We start from the raw sequence: 17,846 nt of genomic DNA, 5'->3' as shown, positions 1-17,846 counted from the left end.
AAAGAAACTATATTGCTTCCTTATGCTTTTTACGGTAGGCATAATGGAAAATGATAGGTAGAATTGTAAATGACAGCAGCATACAGACGATCAATCCACCTACAATCATAATGGCTAAAGGCTTCTGAATTTCTGATCCCATTCCGTTTGACATAGCTGCCGGAAGAAGTCCCATAGATCCCATCAGGGCAATCATCACCACCGGACGTATTCTGCTTTTCACTCCCTGAGCTATGGATTCTTTGAGGGACATCCTGTTTTGTAGGTTTTCTTTCATAACCCCGATCAGAACAATACCGTCTATGGTTGCCACTCCGAAAAGGATAATGAAACCGATTCCCGCTGAAATTCCGAAGATGGTTCCCGTAAACCAAAGAGATAAGAATCCTCCGATAAATGCAAATGCGAGTGTAATGGATGAAATCAGCGTATCTTTTATATTTCCGAAATTAAAGTACAACAGCATCAGAATAAGAACTAAAGAAATCGGTACTACCATAGCCAGCTGTTTTGCGGCTCTTTCTTTACTTTCAAATTCTCCGGCCCACGTCATTTTATGCTTTTTCGGAAGCTTCACTTCTTTATCTACTTTCGCTTTGGCTTCTTTAATGGTACTTCCCAGATCGCGTCCTTCAATATTAAATCCGACTCCGATATATCTGCTGTTTCCTTCACGGTAAATAAATGATGGTCCGGTATGATAATCAATGGTTGCAATTTCTTTCAGCGGAACTTTTTTATTGTCCTGAGTCGGGATCAAAATATTTCCCATTTTTTCAGGCGTATCTCTGTAATCTTTTTCAAACCTGAGCATTACGTCAAACATTCTCTCCTGTTCATAAAACTTGGTAGCGGCCTGCCCTCCGATGGTCATTTCGATGACGGCCTGTGCATCTGCTGTGGAGACACCATATTTTGCCATTTTGGAATCGTGAAGCTGTATTCTCAATTCCGGAAGTCCGATATTTTTGAAAACATTGACGTCCGATATTCCCGGAACTGTTCTGATCGAATTAGCTACTTTATTGGCGTAATTTTCCAGCTCAAATAAGTCATTTCCAAAAATTTTAATGACCAACGGAGCTTTTACTCCTGCTACATATTCTTCCACATTATCCTGTATCGGCTGGCTGAATCCAAAATTGATACCCGGAAATTTCTCAAGGGAGATTCTCATTTCTTCAAGAAGTTCTTCTTTGGATATTTTTTTCTTCCATTCATTTTCTGGCTTCAGCTGAATATTAAATTCGATATTGAAAAATCCGGTGGGATCGGTTCCATCATTAGGACGACCTGTCTGGGTCATGACAAATTTTACTTCATCATACTTCATGAGAATCTCCTTCATCTCTTTAGTTAACCTTACAGATTCATCCAGATTGACACTGTTGGGAAGGGTCGCTCTTACATAAATTGCACCTTCATTCAGTTTGGGCAAAAACTCAGATCCATAATTGGAAAATCTCCATCCACACACGGCAAGCAAAGCAACGAAACCAACAATGAATCCTTTTTTGTGGCGGTCACTGAACTCGTAGATTCTGTAGATATTAACTCTGAAGAATCTTGAAATAAAGTTTTCTTTCTCTTCAATATTTTTTGTCAATAGCAGTTTACACATTGCCGGAACGTAGGTCAAACTTAAAATCAATGATCCTAATAATGCATACCCAAGAGTAAATGCTAATGGTGAGAACATTTTTCCTTCAACTTTCTGGAAAGAGAAAATCGGCATCAGGGCAACGATCAGAATCAACAGGGCAAAGAAAATATAACTTGCTACACTTCCTGCGCTTTTCTTGATGATTCCCAGTTTTGAAATTTTGTTAAATCTCCGCAGTCCAATCTTTTTCGCTTTAAGTTCAAGGGCGACAAAGACGTGTTCGACAATAACCAGTGTTCCTTCCAAAAGCAGCCCAAAGTCCAGTGCTCCCATGGAAATCAGGTTGGCCGGCAGACCCTGAATTTTCAACATAATAATAGCAAACAGGAAAGCCAGAGGAATAACTGATGCTACAATAAAGGTTGTTCTCCAGTTGTAAAGGAAAATAAACACAATAATGGAAACGAGAATAACTCCTTCAATGAGGTTTTTGGACACGGTATGAACCGTTGTATTTACAAGTTCTGTACGGTCAATGATGGGAACAATCTGAACATCACCTGGCAATTCTCCCCCATTCAGTTCTTCTATTCTGTCTTTCAGTCTTGCAATGACTTCACTTGGGTTTTCCCCTCGAAGCATGATCACAATTCCTTCTACAACATCATTGTCTTTGTTGTATCCTACCTGCCCTAATCTAGGTTTTGCAGAAACTTTTACTTCCGCTACGTGTTTCACCAAAATAGGGGTAGAACCTTTGACCTCGATCTGAATATTCTCTATATCTTCTTTTTTCTCCAAAAGACCGATCCCCCGCACTACATAAGCCTGATCACCTTTTGCCACTACATCTCCTCCTACATTGATATTACTCTTCGAAACCGCTTCATACACATCCAGGGGGGAAAGGTCGTAATTGTGTAATTCCGTAGGATTAATTTTTATTTCATAGATTTTTTCTTCTCCACCAAAGCTTACCACATCTGCCACACCAGGGACGGCAAGCAATTCTCTTTCCACTACCCAATCCTGAATAGCGGTTACTTCTTTGATCGGCAGTTTACTCTTGATAATATATCTGTAAATTTCACCGGTAGCTCCTGAAGGAGGCTCAATACTATATTCTGCTCCGGTAGGCAGCTCTACATTTCCCAGTTTATTGGAAGCATACTGCTGGGCATAAAAATCATTCACATGATCATCAAAAATAACTGTCACCACAGACAATCCGAATAAAGAAATAGAACGTACCGAAGTTTTATTCGGGATAGCATTCATTTCTTTGGAAATGGGTAAGGTGACGAATTTTTCAATTTCCTCAGCACTTCTCCCCGGCCATTGGGTAATAACTCGTACCCTTGTATTGGTAACATCCGGAAATGCTTCAATAGGTGTATGCATATAGGAATAGATTCCTCCGGCCAGCAAAAGAAAAGTTCCCAAAAGAACAATCAGTGAGTTTTTTAATGAGAAGGAAACTATATTCTGTACAAATTTTCGCATTACTTCGTGGAATTATTTAATTGGTTTTTCAGGTTCTCATAAATCAATAGTCCGTTGGAAGCAATGACGTTTTCACCTGGTTTTAAATTTCCTTCTACATAAATATACTGGCTGTTGGAAGCAATCTCTGTTACGGGTCTGATCTCCAGTTCACAGTCTTTCTTATAAACCACTACATAGCTTTGGTTATTATCAAAGATTAAAGCCTTTGCTGGAATAGCCAGTGCGCTTTTGTTTTGTGAATTAACTGGCAATACAACATCTGCAGACATTCCCGGTCTCAGTTTCATTCCATTATTATCCATGATGATTTTGGCTTTGAGTACCCTTTCGTTTTCATTGAAAACCTGGGAAATCGTATTGATCTTTCCGGAGAAACTGTCATCAGGATAGGCAAGCGTTTTTACCACTACCGGCTGATCCACATAAACATGCCTCATGTTGGTAGCATACACATTGGCCATTACCCATACTTTATCCAGATTGGAAATGGTAAACAGTTGATCTCCTCCCGCAGTAACAGGCATTCCTTTGGAAATATTCTTTGAAATCACATATCCATCTGCCGGAGCTTTTATCTGAATGGTATTTCCTCCTGCGGAATACAGCTGCATATTTTTCTGTGTTTTAGAAATATTGGATTGCAAGATGGCTACTTCGGAACGTGCTTCCTGCAAATCCTTCTGAGAGGCAATGTCATCTTTATACATGGCTTCTACAGAAGACAACCTTCTTTTCGCAACGGCCAGCTGAGCCTGCAAGGTATGTGTATCATCCTGCATTTCATTCACAGCTGTACTCTTTACGCTTGCCAACGTTTGTCCTTTTTTTACATAATCACCAAGTGAGAAATAGGTATCCATCACGACTCCGTCTACAAGACTTACAAAAGGAACCGTTTTATCAGAATTGCTTTCCACTTCCCCGGTAAGCGTAATACTTTCTTCTATGGGAAGCAGTTCTGCTTTTGCCAGTTTAATATCTTTTTTAAGTTCTTTACTGATGCAATAACTTTTTTCAGCTTCTTTATTTTCCTGTTTTCCGGCACAGCCTGTAAAAATGATGAGGGCAGACAGGTAAGCTGCAGCGGTGTATTTAGTAATATTTTTGTTCATATCTTATAAATCTTGTCCTACAACATACTGCAGGTTTTCGTAGTATTGGTTCAATTCTTTTTTAGTATCCAGGATGATCATTTTATTTCCGATGTAGGTATCCAGAAAATCCATATACTCAAGCATACTGATATTTCTTAGTCTGAAATTTTTCTCGTGGCTTACTAACAAACCGTCCAGAGTAGATTCGTAATTGCCATCAATCTCTTCTGAAACCTGCTGTGTTCTGATATAATTTCTGAAAACAGAGACAATTTCATTCTCAGATTTCAGTATATTTTTACGGGTCTCCAGTTTGCTTTTCTCAATCTCAAGCCTTGCTTCCTGGATATTCCCTTTATTACGGTCGAAAATGGGAAGATCCATAGAAACCCCTAATCCTATAAAGTCTTTCATGATATTTCCTCCACGGTCGTATCCTATAGAAACAGCAACGTCAGGAGTTTTCATGGCATTTTGAAGTTCCAGGTTTTTTGCAGCATGTTTCTCTTTATTTTTCGAGATCATAATATCGGGGCGGTTTTCTTTTGCCTTGTCTATCCATTGGCTCACTTCCAACTCAGAAAGTTGTTTTTCAGGCATCACAAATGAATCTGTTATCACCAGGTAAGATTGAGAAGGCAGCATCAATAAGGCTTTAAGCTCTACCTGCTGATCTTCGATTTCCTGTTTTAATGAAATCAGCTTCTTCTTGAATTCAATTTCCTGTGCTTTTAAGCGGACATATTCAGCTTTACTGATATTCCCGAGGTTTAATTGATTATTGTAGGATTTCGTTAATTTCTCAATGGAAGTAATTTGCCCTTGATAGATTTTTTGCTGTTCCTGATTGTAAAGAATTTCGGTAATGGTATTTCTGAGTGTTTTTTTAAGTTCACGTAAAACTTCCTGTAACTCATACTTCTCTCCTTCCACTTCTATTTTCTGGAGCTCAATATTTTTTCGTCTTTTACCCGCAGTCTGAATCACCTGTTCTATTTCCGCAGAAATCTGAGTATTTTTTCCCCAGTTTCTGATCAATGCCGGCTGTTCTTCTATGTCATAAGTTCTCCATAGATTGACTTCACTGATACTCAATGTAGGGTTAGGCCAGTATTTAGCCTGAACAGCTCTTGCTTCTGCTTGTGAAATTTCAAGCTTCTGAGCAATAAGGTCAAGGTTTTTAGCCAAAAAGATAGTTTCAGCTTCCTTTCTTCCAACTTTCAGGGTATCTGAAATCTGTGCTGAAAAGAAACTGAAACAATGAATATAAAATAGGGTAAAAAATAGCTTCTTCAAAGTCTCTTATTTTAAGACCACAAAGCTATTTGTCTAAGATTAGAGGGAATTGTAAAGAAAATTAAAATTCGGTTAGTTCAACATTAGAGTTTGATTAGAACTTTTTTAAAACACGAAAAACACAAATCTTTTCACAAATAACACGATTACGAATGGGCAGGAAATTCCAGGAGAACATTGGTTCCCACATTGACCGTAGAATCAATTTTCATCACTATATGATGATGGTCAAAAATACTTTTTGAAAGCGATAAACCAATTCCGCTGCCTTTTACAGTATCTACATTTTTTCCTCTGTAGAAAGTCTCAGATATTTTCACAAGATCATCAGCCGGAATTCCTCTTCCTTCATCTCTGACCTCGATATATAACTGATTGCCCTTTTCTGATAAGGTAATCACTACAGGTTTATCAAAGGAATATTTGATCGCGTTTTCTACAATATTATATAATGCCAGATACAGCAGAGTTTCATTTCCGGGAAATTCCAGCAAAGCAGGTTTCGTTACCTTAAGCTGTATTTTAATGGATGAATGGCCTTCCTTTGCTTTGGGTTCTAATTTCTCATAAATCTTCCAGACCAGTTCATCCACTCTCATCGGTTTGTGAGAAGACTCAAGCTTTGTCATTCCGGACATCAGTAAAAGATTGTTGAGAATATTTTCAATCTCATATACATTTTCCAATGACTCTTTAGCCACTTCCCTGTATTCTTCCGGTGTACGGTCTTTTTGGGCAAACACCTCCAGATTTCCAGAAATCGCTGCTAAAGGTGTTTTGAATTCATGGGAAACATAATTGATAAAGTTCTGCTGCAAGAGTACATTTTCAGAGATTCTGCCCAACAGTTTATTATAGGACTTTATCAAATCTTCAATCTCGTCATTGGTATTGGTAGAAGTAATAATTGCCGTAGAAATGTTATTATACTCTACTTTATTGATCCGTTCTACTACATTGGAGATAGGTTTATAAACTACTTTAGAAAGGTATCTGCTCAGAAAATAGATTGCGAGAAGCCCGATCAACAATACGGAAAGCATGATAATAGCAAGCCTCAGAATCTGCGACTGGAAAGAATCGTTGGAAGACTTCACAAAAACCACAAAGTCACCTTGGTTATCAGGATAAAAAATTCCGTAGTAGAATTGATTATCAGACATAAACTGTATTCCTTTGTTTTTTCGGACAGCCTGCAAATGGGAAAGCTTTATATTCTTATCGTTCAGGTTATGTCCAAAGGTAACTTCATTATTCTGATTATAAACCGCTACCCTGTTATTCTGAATCAGATGGTTGTATTCTTTTTTAATCTGGGCATGTCGGTCTTTCGGGAGTTCATCCTTTTCAAGATAATAAATAGCAGAGATAAGAGCCGTATTTCTGAGCTTTTCAAAATAGAAAATCTTGGTACTGTCATAATAGGCAAAAAATATCACCGCAGATGTGATGATAGAAACGATGCCAAATGAGAGGCTTGAAATAAGGGTAAATCTACTTCTTAGCGTCATCTTCAGTCTTTGATCAAATATCCGGTTCCTTTTACTGTATGAATAATTTTCTGTTCTGTCTCATCAATCTTATTACGGACATAGGAAATATAAACATCCACTACATTCGTTGTATTATCGAAATCAATTCCCCATACCTTATGCAAAATCTGGGTTCTGCTCAACACTTTATTTTTATTCTCCATCAGAAAAGTAAACAGTTTGTATTCCGTAGGGGAAAATTCTATTTCCTTATCATTCTGAGTTACTTTATGAAGATCTGTATCAATCACAATATTTCCGCATGATAAATATTGATCCTCCTTTTGGTAGCTCATTTTATTTCTTCTGGTTAAAGCTTTAATCCTTGAAATCAATTCTTCAAAATGGAAGGGTTTGGATAAATAATCATCAGCACCCATATCGAGCATTTTGATTTTATCATCAGGACTGTTCAGGGCACTTAAAACCAAAATCGGAGTATAGTTTCCTTTAAATCTGATGATCTGGGTAAGCTGCATTCCATCCAGTCCGGGAAGCATGATGTCCATTAAAATAATATCAAAATCATAGGTATGAAGAAGTTCGCGTGCCTTTTCCCCGGAATCTGCCAGGGTTGTATTATAGCCAGCCTCGGAAAGGCCTTTTATCAGGAAATTACTGATTCTTTGATCATCTTCTACCAGCAAAATATTCATAAGTCTCTGAAATTTCCCATAAATATAGGTATTCTAATTCAGAAAGAAAGCTGGGGGCCGGAAGCGAGAGGTAATGGAATTTTATAAAGCGATTGTTTCCATTTTATTTCCCTTTAAAAAAATTGAATTTAATTGTAAAAAAAGTCAGTTCTTATCTGTCCAAAAGGAACTTCCAACATCCCGCTTCCAGCTTCCGACCTTTTTTCATAATTTTGGAAGATGGAGATGATATATTTAATTATTGGATTGATTGCCGGTGGTGTACTGGGCGCTGTTATACTATATTTTGTACTGAAATCATCAATGGTTTCAAGAAGTTCTTATGATGCACTGAACACTTTATCCATTAAAACCCAATCTGATCTTGAAAATTCAAACCAGAAAATTCAGGAGCTTAATCAAATCATCAGTAAAGAGAAAGAAGCCAATATGCTGCAGCAGGATCTATTGGATGACCTTAAAAATGAATTTTCTAAAATCTCTGCCGAATATTCATCCTTAAATCTTCAGTTTCAGGAGTTAAAACAAATCAATCAGAGACAGACTTCTCAGATAGAAACTCACATTCTTGAAAAACAGACTCTTTATGCTAAAAACTCTGAACTTTCTGCCAAAAATGAAGGTCTTCAACAATCTCTTGACACCCAGAAAGAAGAAATTGTTAAAATTCAGGAAGATTCTAAACTTCAGTTTGAAAATCTTGCCAATAAAATTTTAGAAGAAAAAACTGAAAAGTTTACTACCTTAAATCAAAATAACTTAAAAAATATCCTTGAACCTTTTCAGGAGAAAATCGCGGATTTAAAAAATAGAGTCAACGAAGCTTACGAAAAGGAAAATAAAGAACGTTTCTCCCTTGCAGAAAAGGTGAAAGAACTGGCAGAACTGAACCAGCAGATTTCCGAAGATGCCAAAAAACTGACCCGTGCCCTGAAAGGAGAAAGCAAAACTCAGGGAAACTGGGGCGAGATGATTCTGGAAAGTATTCTTGAAAAATCAGGATTGGTAAAAGGAAGAGAATATTTTCTCGAACATGAATTGCGCGATGAAGACAATAAAGCTTTATTTTCTGAATTCTCCGGAAAGAAAATGCGTCCTGATGCTGTTGTAAAATACCCGGATGAAAGAAATGTCATCATTGATTCTAAAGTATCTCTGACTGCTTTCACAGAATTGGTTGACGAAACTGATGCTGATGTTTACGCCATAAAACTGAGCCAGCACCTCGGATCTATCAAGAATCATATTAATCAACTCAGTCAAAAAGCATACGATGACTATGGAAAATCACTGGATTTCGTGATGATGTTTATTCCGAGTGAACCGGCTTATATTGCGGCAATGCAGGCAGACCAGAACCTTTGGAACTATGCCTATGAAAGAAGAATCCTTCTGCTTAATCCAAGCAATCTGATCACTTCTCTTAAGCTGATTGCCGATCTTTGGAAACGCGAATATCAAAACCGAAATTCTATTGAAATTGCTGATCGAGGAGCCAGACTTTATGACAAATTCGTAGGTTTTGTAGAAAACCTGGAAAAAGTAGGCAGAAATCTGGATCAGGCGAAAAACGTATTCAATGATGCCTACAAACAGCTTCATACCGGAAATGACAACCTGGTGATCCAGACTCAGAAATTAAAATCATTAGGCATTAAAAATAAAAAAGAGCTGCCACAAAGTCTTATTGACAACGGCAATTTTATTGAAACATCAGAAAGCTAAATCTGGATTTATGTTTTCATTTACAGCACATCCATACCCCAAATCCGAATCTTTCAAAGAAATTTTTGTTTCTTCACTGGGAGCAGGAGCTGCTGTTTATTTATTTCTGATTATTTTTCAGCCTTTTGGTACGGAAAACTTTCAGCATCCCTATAAATTTGTATTACTTTTTCCCTATTGCATAATCTTTGGAACTGCATTTTTAATGGCCAATCTTATAACTTCCCGTTTCAGCAACTGGAATATTGGTTCGGAACTCTTAAAAATAACTTTCATTCTATGTACGGGTTCTATTCTATCCTACTTTTACAATTCATTATTCTTGAGCCATGTAAAACTGGATATAGTCAATTACTTTTATATGTTCCTGTATACTTTGGCTGTCGGAATTCCTATTTCTATCATCTATATTTTATCACGGTATATCTATTTAAAGACTATTCATGAAAAGAAAGCCCGCGACATTTCTCAACACCTTCCCGTTTCGCCTCCTGCAGAACGACAAAATCTGTTAAAAATATCAGCCCAGAATACCGAGCTTGTCATGAATAAAAAAGATTTTCTTTGCGTTCAGTCTATGGAAAACTATTGTACATTTTACTTTTTAGAAAACAACAGCTTAAAAAAAGCATTGATCAGAATAAGTTTAACCAATGTTTTACAACAAATCGAAACAAGTTCTGTCAAAAAATGCCACCGTTCTTATATTGTCAATCTTGGAAGGGTAAAGAAACTCAAAGGAAATGCTCAGGGTTATAAATTAGTTCTTCCGGAAATCGATTTTGAAATTCCTGTTTCAAGAAGTTTTATTCCTTCAGTTATTCCTCAATTGCAACAGCAGCATTCATAATTTTTGTCATTCGTCACTATTCTTTGTCATTGATCACATTAACTTGAAAGCATTGATTTAAAGCTACATTTTTGCTCAAAATTAACAGACATGAGTAAAAACATCCGCTTCTTTTCCATCTTTATTCTAGGGTTTACAGCCTATTATTTCTTCGATTTTCTCTTTTTTAAAACCATACAGACTTTCTCAAAAGATCTGTTTCACAGTAAAGCAATAGCCCATATAATTGCTTATTCGGTAACATTAATTCCATTGATAGTCACGTTAAAAATTCTGTTACCTCAAAGAAATATCCTTGATCTGTTCTCATTAAACAAACCCATTATCAAAGGATTTCTGTTAGCACTTACCGGAACTACTCCTATGCTCATTGGATACCTGATTCATTTTAAACCAATCTCAAAAATAAATTTTGAATCCTTGTTTATCAATACTCTTTTATCAGCATTTTTTGAAGAAATTATTTTCAGAGCTTTTCTTATTGGAATACTATACAGATTTACACAACTTGGATTTTTATCATCCGCATTATCAGGATCTTTACTTTTTGCACAGGTACATTTGTATCAAAGCCAAAACTTAATAGAACTTACCGAAATATTTACCATTACATTTTTAGGGTCAATATTCTTTGCCTGGGCATATTTTGAATCAGAGTATAACTTATGGACCGCCATTTTCCTTCATTTTTTTATGAATTTGTACTGGGAAATTTTTAATATTTCGGAAAACGTTTCCGGAAATTTCTATGGAAACCTCTATAAATTGTTATCCATTGTCGTCTTGATCTTAGTCATTATCTATTATAAAAGAAAAAATAAAATTCCAATGGAGATGACATGGAAAAACCTTTTTATTAAAACCAGAGAAGTTCAATCATAAATTTTGCATAATTTTGCAGCATGTTGATAGAAAGTTTTCAAAACGATAAAATAAAAAATGTCACTAAGCTTCTTACTGACAACAGGTTTCGTAAAAAATCAAAAGTTTTTGTAGTAGAAGGACAGCAGGAAAATGAAAGAGCCATGCAGTATGATTTTGAGCCGCTGGAGTTCTTTATCTCTGAAAATATCTTTAAAGGAACTCTTCCCGATGGAAAAATCCATTATGTAAGTGAGAAGGTATATGAAAAAATCGCTTACAGAGGAAGTTCCGAAGGAATTATCGGCATTTACCATACCAAAGAAAATTCACTTTCATCATTTGTTCCTAAAGAAGATGCTACAATAATCATTGTAGAAGGCGTAGAAAAACCGGGAAATCTTGGCGCTATTTTAAGAAGCTGTGAGGCATTTGGTATTGATGCCCTGATTGTTGCTGACGGGAAAACCGATTTCTACAACCCTAATGTGATCAGATCCAGTGTAGGATGCCTGTTCGGAATGGAAGTCTATCAGGCTGAAAATACGGAAACATTGGAATTCCTGCAGAAAAACAGTTTCAATATCTACACTACGCTGATGGACGAAAGTGCTGAAGACCTTTATCAAAGAGATTTCAGACAGCGTTCTGCCGTATTATTCGGGACGGAACATTCCGGATTGAGTGATTTCTGGATTGGAAAAGGAAAAAATACTTTAATTCCGATGGCAGGAAGTATTGATTCTTTAAACCTGAGTAATGCAGTAGCTATTACCTGCTATGAATCTTTGAAACAGAAGAAGGGATAAGCTATTCCTGATCTGATTTTGATATGAAAGAGATTGCTTCGCCTTTAGCTCGCTATGACTAAGCATAAAAAAACCGTTTCACTGGGTGAAACGGTTCTTTTATTGTTAAGCGTATGCTAGAATTATTTCTTAGCAGCATCTTTAGCAGCATCAGCAGCTCCTTTAGCAGCATCAGCAGCTCCTTTAGCAGCGTCAGCAGCACCTTTAGCAGCATCTTTAGCAACTTCAGCACCAGCAGCAGTAGTAGCAGCAGCAGCATCTTTAGTAGCTTCTACAGCAGTAGTTGCAGCAGAATCAACAACTTTAGCAGCTGAATCAGAAACTACAGCAGCAGAATCAGCTACAGTAGCAGCAGCAGAATCAGTTGTACCTTCAGTAGCAGTAGCTTCAGTTTTTTTACAAGCAACTAGAGAGATTGCAGCGATAGCAGCTACGAATAATGACTTTTTCATAATAAATTAAATTTAATTTTGTTAATATTGTTTTTATAAAATTTTCTTCTGTTCTGTTATTTGAACAAGACAAAGGTAGAGCAGTTAGAAAATTTGTCTATGAAAAATAATTGTAATACCTTTGTAAAATAGTTTTACAAAAAAACATAGCTGATAATCAACAATTTAATTATTTTTTGAAAAATTGACAGATTTAGATCTATTACACTTTGAACAGCTAAAAAAGGATGTTCAGGGTCAATACTTAAAAGAATATACCCCTTCGCAGGATGACATATCCAAGTGGAAGGGTATAGATATTATATATTTTCAGGAAGACCTTCGAAAAAAAGCGAAAGGAAACATCAGTGAAAAGTCATTTTACACTTATTTTAAAACTTCACCGGTTACTAAACTACCAAGAATAGACATGCTCAATTTATTGAGCATTTATGCGGGTTACAACTCATGGTACGATTTCAAGAAACAGCATCTTTTTGCGGGTGAATTACTTCAGGAAAATGAAAATTTTGAAGACGAAGATATCGAAGAACTTGAAAAAACAGTTTCTGAAGCTCCTGAACTTCCAAAAATTGAACTTCAACCTAAAAAAGTTGAAATCAGGACCCCAGAAAATACTGATTTACAAAAATCGAATACTGAAAATCAACAAATTACACAAAACAAAACAATAACAAATGAGATAGAAATTTCAGATGTTCCGCCTAAGAAAAATTTCTTCAAAAAGAATGCCTGGGCACTTGTCACTTCAGTTTTGATTACGATTACCGGTCTTTTAGGTTTTAAAGATGTACTTTTTTCAAAAACTTACAAATATTGTTTCATTGATAAGGACAGAGGTGTTTCTGTGATCAATACTTTAGAAATAATGGTAGTGAAGGAAAATGAATCTCCGTTGATGTATAAAATAAAACCAGGCGAATGTTTTTATTATTCTACCAAGGATAAAAATTTAAAAATGCGAATCAGTGCTCCTTTCTATGAGCCTCTGGAAGTGAACAGAAATCTTGAAAATGCCCCTGAAGAAGAAAAAATAGAACTAAAGCCGGATGATTATAAGATGGCTGTCTATTATTTCTCTATCAAAGATATCAAAGGAGGGAATCCTGACGAACAGGTTGCACTCATTAAGCAGAAGAGAAACCAGCTGGAAAACCTAATCAGCACAAATGCCGTGATCTACCAGGTATATGATAATGATACTTATGGCATTGAAAGACTGGATAAGCAGAAGTATATCACGCTGGTAACGACTCCAACGACCTCTCTGAAAAACCTGAATGTAATAGAAATGAAAAAGGATACCAAAGGTAAAATTGTATCCATCAAATTTAAAATTGCTACCACAGATGAAAAGAATAAGTAATTTTTTAATTTTCACCGTGCTTCTGACTTTATTTATTGCATGTAATAATAAAACATCAGAGGTGAGCGACCTCGATAAACTACGAAACAGCAACAATGAAAAAAGCTATCCTGCCGTACAGATGGATAGTATGCAGGCGATTAATTCCATCACCAAGCAGAAAGTTCAGGAGCTTCTTGATCTGTCTACCTTATATCTCAGCGGAAACAGAAATACAGAAATAGATACCGTGATTTATTCACAAATGGAAAGCTATTTCCACAAACCGGATTCTCTGACGTTTAAAAGGCTGCTGAAAGAACTGGACAGCATGAAAGCAAAAACAGCTAAAGTGAGCAACCTGAATGTCTATAAAGAGTTTTATAAAAAAGATACGCTGGACTACGCCAAGTTCAATGTGGAATACTTTGATAATAAAAATAAGTCTTTAGGGAGCTTTGAAAAGAATGCACAGTATATTCTGCTTTCTACTTCCAAACTTAAAAAAGAATTTAAATTTTACTTTTTAGATTTTTATTCCAAACCGCTTAAGAAAGACAGCACTTCAGTAGCAGTAACCAAATAGTCCAGGGGAATATCCTTTTCCCAGACATCATCCACATATTCATCGGGGTCAAAGTAATTGACTCCGATTTTTTTGGTCTCCTCAGATATACTTTGAAACAAGCTATCATAAAATCCTTTACCATAGCCTACTCTATTCCCTTTTTTGTCGCAATACAACAAAGGCGTAATCACATAATGAAAGTATTTTTCGCCGGAATCTTCATTGGAAACAGGTTCTGAGATCCCCCAATTGTTGGTTTCAAAAACAGTATCTTCAGAAATCTCAATATTAATAAGCTTATCCCCAACAATTTTAGGAACATAAACACGGATGTTGTGCGCTAAAAAATATTGAATGAAGATTTGGGTATCAATTTCTTTTCTTGCCGGAATCGGGATAAAAACATGAATCTTATCTTCTTCTTTTGGCTTAAAATATTGAATGAAATTTTCAAAAATCTTCTCAGATAACAGAAAAGCCTCATCTGGAGACAAGGCTTTCCTTTTTTGGGTATATTTTTTTCTAAGCTCAGCTTTCAGCATAATGATCAAGTAATTCTTACAGAAATAATTTTCACAGGACAGGCGTTGGCGGCTCTCTCCAAATATTCAAACGCTTCGTGGTCTGGTGTTTTTAACGTGTAGAAGCCTTTTTTATCAATCGTCTTAAGCAATACTGATTTACCATCTTTTTTAGACATTCTAAAATATTCCGGAGCAAATTCGACACAGTAATTACAACCAATACATTTATCTCTCTGAAGTGTAGCAATGACCATTACGCTTTAACAATTTTATATAATTTGTCACTTGGCCGTACACGGAACTTCGTAGGGAAAGTAATCACATCAGACTTTGTTGCCTTGTCTGCCCCAGCCTTCTCATCAACGATCATACTTTCAATGACCATTTCCTGTGATCCTGTAGTGGGTCCCTGTATAAGGACACTGTCTCCTACAGAAATATCATAGGCCTCAACCACAAATTCTGCGATATTGGATTTCGGGTAGAAATGCCTTCCTTTTCCAATATAGACTTTCTTTTGTGTTGCACTGGAACCGGAGTTTGAAGACCAGTCACCCAGCTCCTGACCAAGATAATAACCACTCCAGAAGCCTCTGTTGTATACGGTCTCCAGAACTTTCATCCATTCCTCCACTTTTTCCTGAGAAAACGTTCCCTCGGCAATACTGTCAATTGCTTCTCTATAACATTTTGTAACTGTTGCTACATACTCAGGAGCCCTTCCTCTTCCTTCTATCTTCAAGACTTTCACACCGGCATCCACAATCTGATTCAGGAAACCAATCGTACAAAGGTCTTTGGGAGACATCATATATTCGTTATCAAGTTCAATTTCAAAACCTGACTCCTGATCAATCACAGTATATTTTTTCCGGCAGTTCTGTTTACAGGCCCCTCTGTTTGCCGAAGAATTATGGGAATGCAGGCTCAGATAACATTTCCCGGATACTGCCATACATAAGGCACCATGCCCGAAAATCTCCACTTCAACAAGATGACCGGAAGGTCCTTTTACCTGATCTTTTTCAATCTGAGTACAGATTTTTTTGATCTGGCTGATACTTAATTCACGGCTCATCACCATGGTATCAGCAAAAAGAGCATAGAATTTTACGGTTTCAATATTGGTTATATTAATCTGGGTGGAAATATGCACCTCCATACCAATTTGCCTTGCATAAGAAATTACAGCCTGGTCCATTGCAATCACAGCTGTAAGACCGGCCTCCTTCGCTTTATCTAAAAGTGTTCTGACGATAGAAAGATCATGATCATAGATGATGGTGTTAAGGGTCAGATACGTTCTTACTCCTTTTTCAGCACATCTTCTGGCGATTTCCGGCAGGTCATCAATGGTGAAGTTCATTGTTGCTCTTGCACGCATGTTGAGCTGCTCAACTCCAAAATAGACAGAGTCTGCACCGTTATCTATAGCCGCCTGAAGTGATATGAAATCTCCTGCAGGAGACATCAGTTCTATTTTTCCGCTTGTTGTCATTGTAAGTCTGGAATTATTAAGTTGTTAAAACAGAAATAATTGTATTGACAGCTATGAATTATGCATTTTGCACAATTCTGTACAATTTATCAGACAAACGAACTCTGAATGGCAGCGCAAAAGTAATCTGATCTCCAATGTTTGCCGTTTCACAAGGCCCTCCGTTAGCATAGATTTCAGTAATGGTGACTTCCTGCTCTCCCGTTGTAGGACCTGAGATCAATACTTTATCACCCACTGATAAATCCTTATGTTCAATTAAAAACTGTGCAATCTTTGATTTTGAGTAGTAATGTTCTGCCTTTCCAATCAATTCTTTTTTAACAGCAATCTTCTGACGGATATTTTTTGTCTCAGCTTTTGCTAAAGGCTTATCAGTTAAATCTCCTGAGTTTTTAAATTTCAGGGCATCTGATTTTCCTTTTCTGAATACTTTATTTCCAACCTGTAATCCCTTTCTCAGTTTCACCTGTTCATCCCACGGCAAATGAATGGTCTCCAGACATTCCGTAGAACAGCAGTTTTCCATCGCAGCTTTACAGTCGTCGCATTGGATAAACAACAAATGACAGGCATCATTGGCACAATTGGTATGATTATCACAAGGTTTTCCACACTGGTGGCATTGTGCAATAATATCATCTGTAATTCTCTCCCCCAGTCGGTGGTCAAATACAAAGTTTTTACCAATGAATTTACTTTTTATTCCTTCTTCTTTGATCTGTCGTGTATATTCAATGATACCTCCTTCCAATTGATAAACATTTTTGAAACCTTGGTGTTTGAAGTAAGCACTGGCTTTTTCACAACGGATTCCTCCGGTACAGTACATCAACAGGTTTTTATCTTCTTTAAAATCCTGTAGCTGTTCATTGATGATGGGTAAACTTTCTCTGAAATTTTCCACATCCGGAGTAATGGCACCTTCAAAATGCCCTACTTCACTTTCGTAGTGATTTCTGAAATCTACAACAATGGTATTGGGATCTTCCAGCATATTATTGAATTCCTGAGCTTTTAAGTGAATTCCTTTATTGGTCACATCAAAAGTTTCGTCATTCAAACCGTCAGCAACAATTTTGTTTCTGACTTTTATGGTTAATTTTAAAAATGAGTAATTGTCCTGGTCTACCGCTACATTCAAACGGATTCCTTTCATGAAGTCATAAACTTCGAGCGTATCACGAAAAGCCTCAAACTGATCTGCAGGAACACTCATCTGAGCATTAATTCCTTCTGTAGCAACATAAATACGGCCAAGAGCATCAAGGGCATTCCAGGCTATAAATAATTCGTCGCGAAATTTTTTGGGGTCTTCGATTTTGGCATACGCATAGAAAGACAAGGTAAGACGGTCTTTACCGGCTTCATCAATAAGTTGAGCTCTTTCTTCTGCGCTTAAGGTGTTATACAGTTGCATGCTATAAACGTTTTAAGTGAGAATAAAAATTTTTGCAAAGATAATCATTTTAGAATTAAGTATATTTATGACACCAATCACGAACAATAATCAGTAACCTGCCAGCA

The 17,846-nt window shown here is 36.8% G+C and carries 16 protein-coding genes; 6 read left to right on the top strand and 10 right to left on the bottom strand.

All coding sequences use genetic code 11. The features are described from left to right. Positions 1–7: 7 nt before the first annotated feature. The 5 genes from RHP76_RS17275 to RHP76_RS17255 all read right to left on the bottom strand — a co-directional run bounded on the left by RHP76_RS17275 (position 8) and on the right by RHP76_RS17255 (position 7,687). Positions 8–3,106, bottom strand: coding sequence for an efflux RND transporter permease subunit (locus RHP76_RS17275; RefSeq protein WP_311228671.1), 3,099 nt, complete (start codon positions 3,104–3,106; stop codon positions 8–10). Beyond that, entirely contained in the window at positions 3,106–4,221 is a 1,116-nt protein-coding gene (locus tag RHP76_RS17270) for an efflux RND transporter periplasmic adaptor subunit (RefSeq protein WP_311228670.1), read from the bottom strand. The genes RHP76_RS17275 and RHP76_RS17270 overlap by 1 nt, the downstream gene beginning before the upstream one ends. 3 nt (positions 4,222–4,224) lie before the next feature. Beyond that, the gene (locus tag RHP76_RS17265) at positions 4,225–5,499 is read right to left on the bottom strand and encodes a TolC family protein (protein ID WP_311228669.1); all 1,275 of its coding nucleotides are present in this window, start codon (positions 5,497–5,499) and stop codon (positions 4,225–4,227) included. Between the two features lie 146 nt (positions 5,500–5,645). Further along, positions 5,646–7,010: a sensor histidine kinase gene (locus RHP76_RS17260; protein WP_311228668.1), complete on the bottom strand. Its 1,365-nt coding sequence runs from the start codon at positions 7,008–7,010 to the stop codon at positions 5,646–5,648. A gap of 2 nt (positions 7,011–7,012) precedes the next feature. Beyond that, positions 7,013–7,687 (bottom strand): response regulator transcription factor, encoded by a 675-nt coding sequence (locus RHP76_RS17255; protein WP_062673551.1) that lies wholly within the window; start codon positions 7,685–7,687, stop codon positions 7,013–7,015. 219 nt (positions 7,688–7,906) lie between these two features. On the opposite strand from RHP76_RS17255, the gene rmuC reads away from it, so the two are divergent. The 4 genes from rmuC to RHP76_RS17235 all read left to right on the top strand — a co-directional run bounded on the left by rmuC (position 7,907) and on the right by RHP76_RS17235 (position 11,932). Then, positions 7,907–9,412, top strand: coding sequence for a DNA recombination protein RmuC (gene rmuC / locus RHP76_RS17250; protein ID WP_120232577.1), 1,506 nt, complete (start codon positions 7,907–7,909; stop codon positions 9,410–9,412). A 10-nt stretch (positions 9,413–9,422) separates the two neighbouring features. Next, the gene (locus RHP76_RS17245) at positions 9,423–10,262 is read left to right on the top strand and encodes a LytTR family DNA-binding domain-containing protein (RefSeq protein WP_216443413.1); all 840 of its coding nucleotides are present in this window, start codon (positions 9,423–9,425) and stop codon (positions 10,260–10,262) included. A gap of 90 nt (positions 10,263–10,352) precedes the next feature. After that, on the top strand, positions 10,353–11,144 hold the full coding sequence (locus tag RHP76_RS17240) for a CPBP family glutamic-type intramembrane protease (protein ID WP_311228667.1): 792 nt from the start codon (positions 10,353–10,355) through the stop codon (positions 11,142–11,144). Positions 11,145–11,164: 20 nt separating this feature from the next. Continuing rightward, on the top strand, positions 11,165–11,932 hold the full coding sequence (locus RHP76_RS17235; protein WP_311228666.1) for a TrmH family RNA methyltransferase: 768 nt from the start codon (positions 11,165–11,167) through the stop codon (positions 11,930–11,932). A gap of 122 nt (positions 11,933–12,054) precedes the next feature. Here the strand turns inward: RHP76_RS17235 and RHP76_RS17230 are convergent, their stop codons facing one another. Continuing rightward, positions 12,055–12,384, bottom strand: a complete 330-nt coding sequence (locus RHP76_RS17230; RefSeq protein WP_034694620.1) for a hypothetical protein — start codon at positions 12,382–12,384, stop codon at positions 12,055–12,057. A 184-nt stretch (positions 12,385–12,568) separates the two neighbouring features. Between RHP76_RS17230 and RHP76_RS17225 the strand changes: the two genes are divergently transcribed. Continuing rightward, a complete protein-coding gene (locus RHP76_RS17225; protein ID WP_311228665.1) occupies positions 12,569–13,750 on the top strand; it encodes a hypothetical protein in 1,182 nt (393 codons plus the stop codon). Beyond that, complete coding sequence (locus RHP76_RS17220) at positions 13,734–14,315, top strand: hypothetical protein (protein ID WP_062673539.1); 582 nt, start codon at positions 13,734–13,736, stop codon at positions 14,313–14,315. Before RHP76_RS17225 ends, RHP76_RS17220 begins: the two co-directional genes overlap by 17 nt. Here RHP76_RS17220 and RHP76_RS17215 read toward each other — a convergent pair. Genes RHP76_RS17215 through RHP76_RS17200 form a run of 4 tightly spaced genes read right to left on the bottom strand, consistent with a single transcriptional unit; the run spans position 14,264 to position 17,739 of the window. After that, a complete protein-coding gene (locus RHP76_RS17215; RefSeq protein WP_311228664.1) occupies positions 14,264–14,791 on the bottom strand; it encodes a 5-formyltetrahydrofolate cyclo-ligase in 528 nt (175 codons plus the stop codon). The two genes, RHP76_RS17220 and RHP76_RS17215, sit on opposite strands and share 52 nt — an antisense overlap. 53 nt (positions 14,792–14,844) lie before the next feature. Beyond that, a complete protein-coding gene (locus RHP76_RS17210; protein ID WP_062673534.1) occupies positions 14,845–15,075 on the bottom strand; it encodes a ferredoxin in 231 nt (76 codons plus the stop codon). After that, positions 15,075–16,319: a peptidase U32 family protein gene (locus RHP76_RS17205; RefSeq protein ID WP_311228663.1), complete on the bottom strand. Its 1,245-nt coding sequence runs from the start codon at positions 16,317–16,319 to the stop codon at positions 15,075–15,077. The genes RHP76_RS17210 and RHP76_RS17205 overlap by 1 nt, the downstream gene beginning before the upstream one ends. 58 nt (positions 16,320–16,377) lie before the next feature. Next, entirely contained in the window at positions 16,378–17,739 is a 1,362-nt protein-coding gene (locus RHP76_RS17200; protein WP_120232570.1) for an oxygen-dependent tRNA uridine(34) hydroxylase TrhO, read from the bottom strand. Positions 17,740–17,846 lie beyond the last annotated feature (107 nt).

Source organism: Chryseobacterium sp. SG20098 (assembly GCF_031844745.1).
Classification (GTDB): Bacteria; Bacteroidota; Bacteroidia; order Flavobacteriales; family Weeksellaceae; genus Chryseobacterium; species Chryseobacterium cucumeris.
The sequence above is the reverse complement of the archived record's forward strand: the minus strand, read 5'-3'. Positions and strand labels throughout refer to the sequence as shown.

What these genes read in the sequence shown, in the direction of transcription:
- RHP76_RS17275 (WP_311228671.1), bottom strand. Translation starts at nt 3,106, where the DNA reads ATGCGAAAATTTGTACAGAATATAGTTTCCTTCTCATTAAAAAACTCA.
- RHP76_RS17270 (WP_311228670.1), bottom strand. Translation starts at nt 4,221, where the DNA reads ATGAACAAAAATATTACTAAATACACCGCTGCAGCTTACCTGTCTGCC.
- RHP76_RS17260 (WP_311228668.1), bottom strand. Translation starts at nt 7,010, where the DNA reads ATGACGCTAAGAAGTAGATTTACCCTTATTTCAAGCCTCTCATTTGGC.
- RHP76_RS17255 (WP_062673551.1), bottom strand. Translation starts at nt 7,687, where the DNA reads ATGAATATTTTGCTGGTAGAAGATGATCAAAGAATCAGTAATTTCCTG.
- rmuC (WP_120232577.1), top strand. Translation starts at nt 7,907, where the DNA reads ATGGAGATGATATATTTAATTATTGGATTGATTGCCGGTGGTGTACTG.
- RHP76_RS17245 (WP_216443413.1), top strand. Translation starts at nt 9,423, where the DNA reads ATGTTTTCATTTACAGCACATCCATACCCCAAATCCGAATCTTTCAAA.
- RHP76_RS17240 (WP_311228667.1), top strand. Translation starts at nt 10,353, where the DNA reads ATGAGTAAAAACATCCGCTTCTTTTCCATCTTTATTCTAGGGTTTACA.
- RHP76_RS17235 (WP_311228666.1), top strand. Translation starts at nt 11,165, where the DNA reads ATGTTGATAGAAAGTTTTCAAAACGATAAAATAAAAAATGTCACTAAG.
- RHP76_RS17230 (WP_034694620.1), bottom strand. Translation starts at nt 12,384, where the DNA reads ATGAAAAAGTCATTATTCGTAGCTGCTATCGCTGCAATCTCTCTAGTT.
- RHP76_RS17220 (WP_062673539.1), top strand. Translation starts at nt 13,734, where the DNA reads ATGAAAAGAATAAGTAATTTTTTAATTTTCACCGTGCTTCTGACTTTA.
- RHP76_RS17210 (WP_062673534.1), bottom strand. Translation starts at nt 15,075, where the DNA reads ATGGTCATTGCTACACTTCAGAGAGATAAATGTATTGGTTGTAATTAC.
- RHP76_RS17205 (WP_311228663.1), bottom strand. Translation starts at nt 16,319, where the DNA reads ATGACAACAAGCGGAAAAATAGAACTGATGTCTCCTGCAGGAGATTTC.
- RHP76_RS17200 (WP_120232570.1), bottom strand. Translation starts at nt 17,739, where the DNA reads ATGCAACTGTATAACACCTTAAGCGCAGAAGAAAGAGCTCAACTTATT.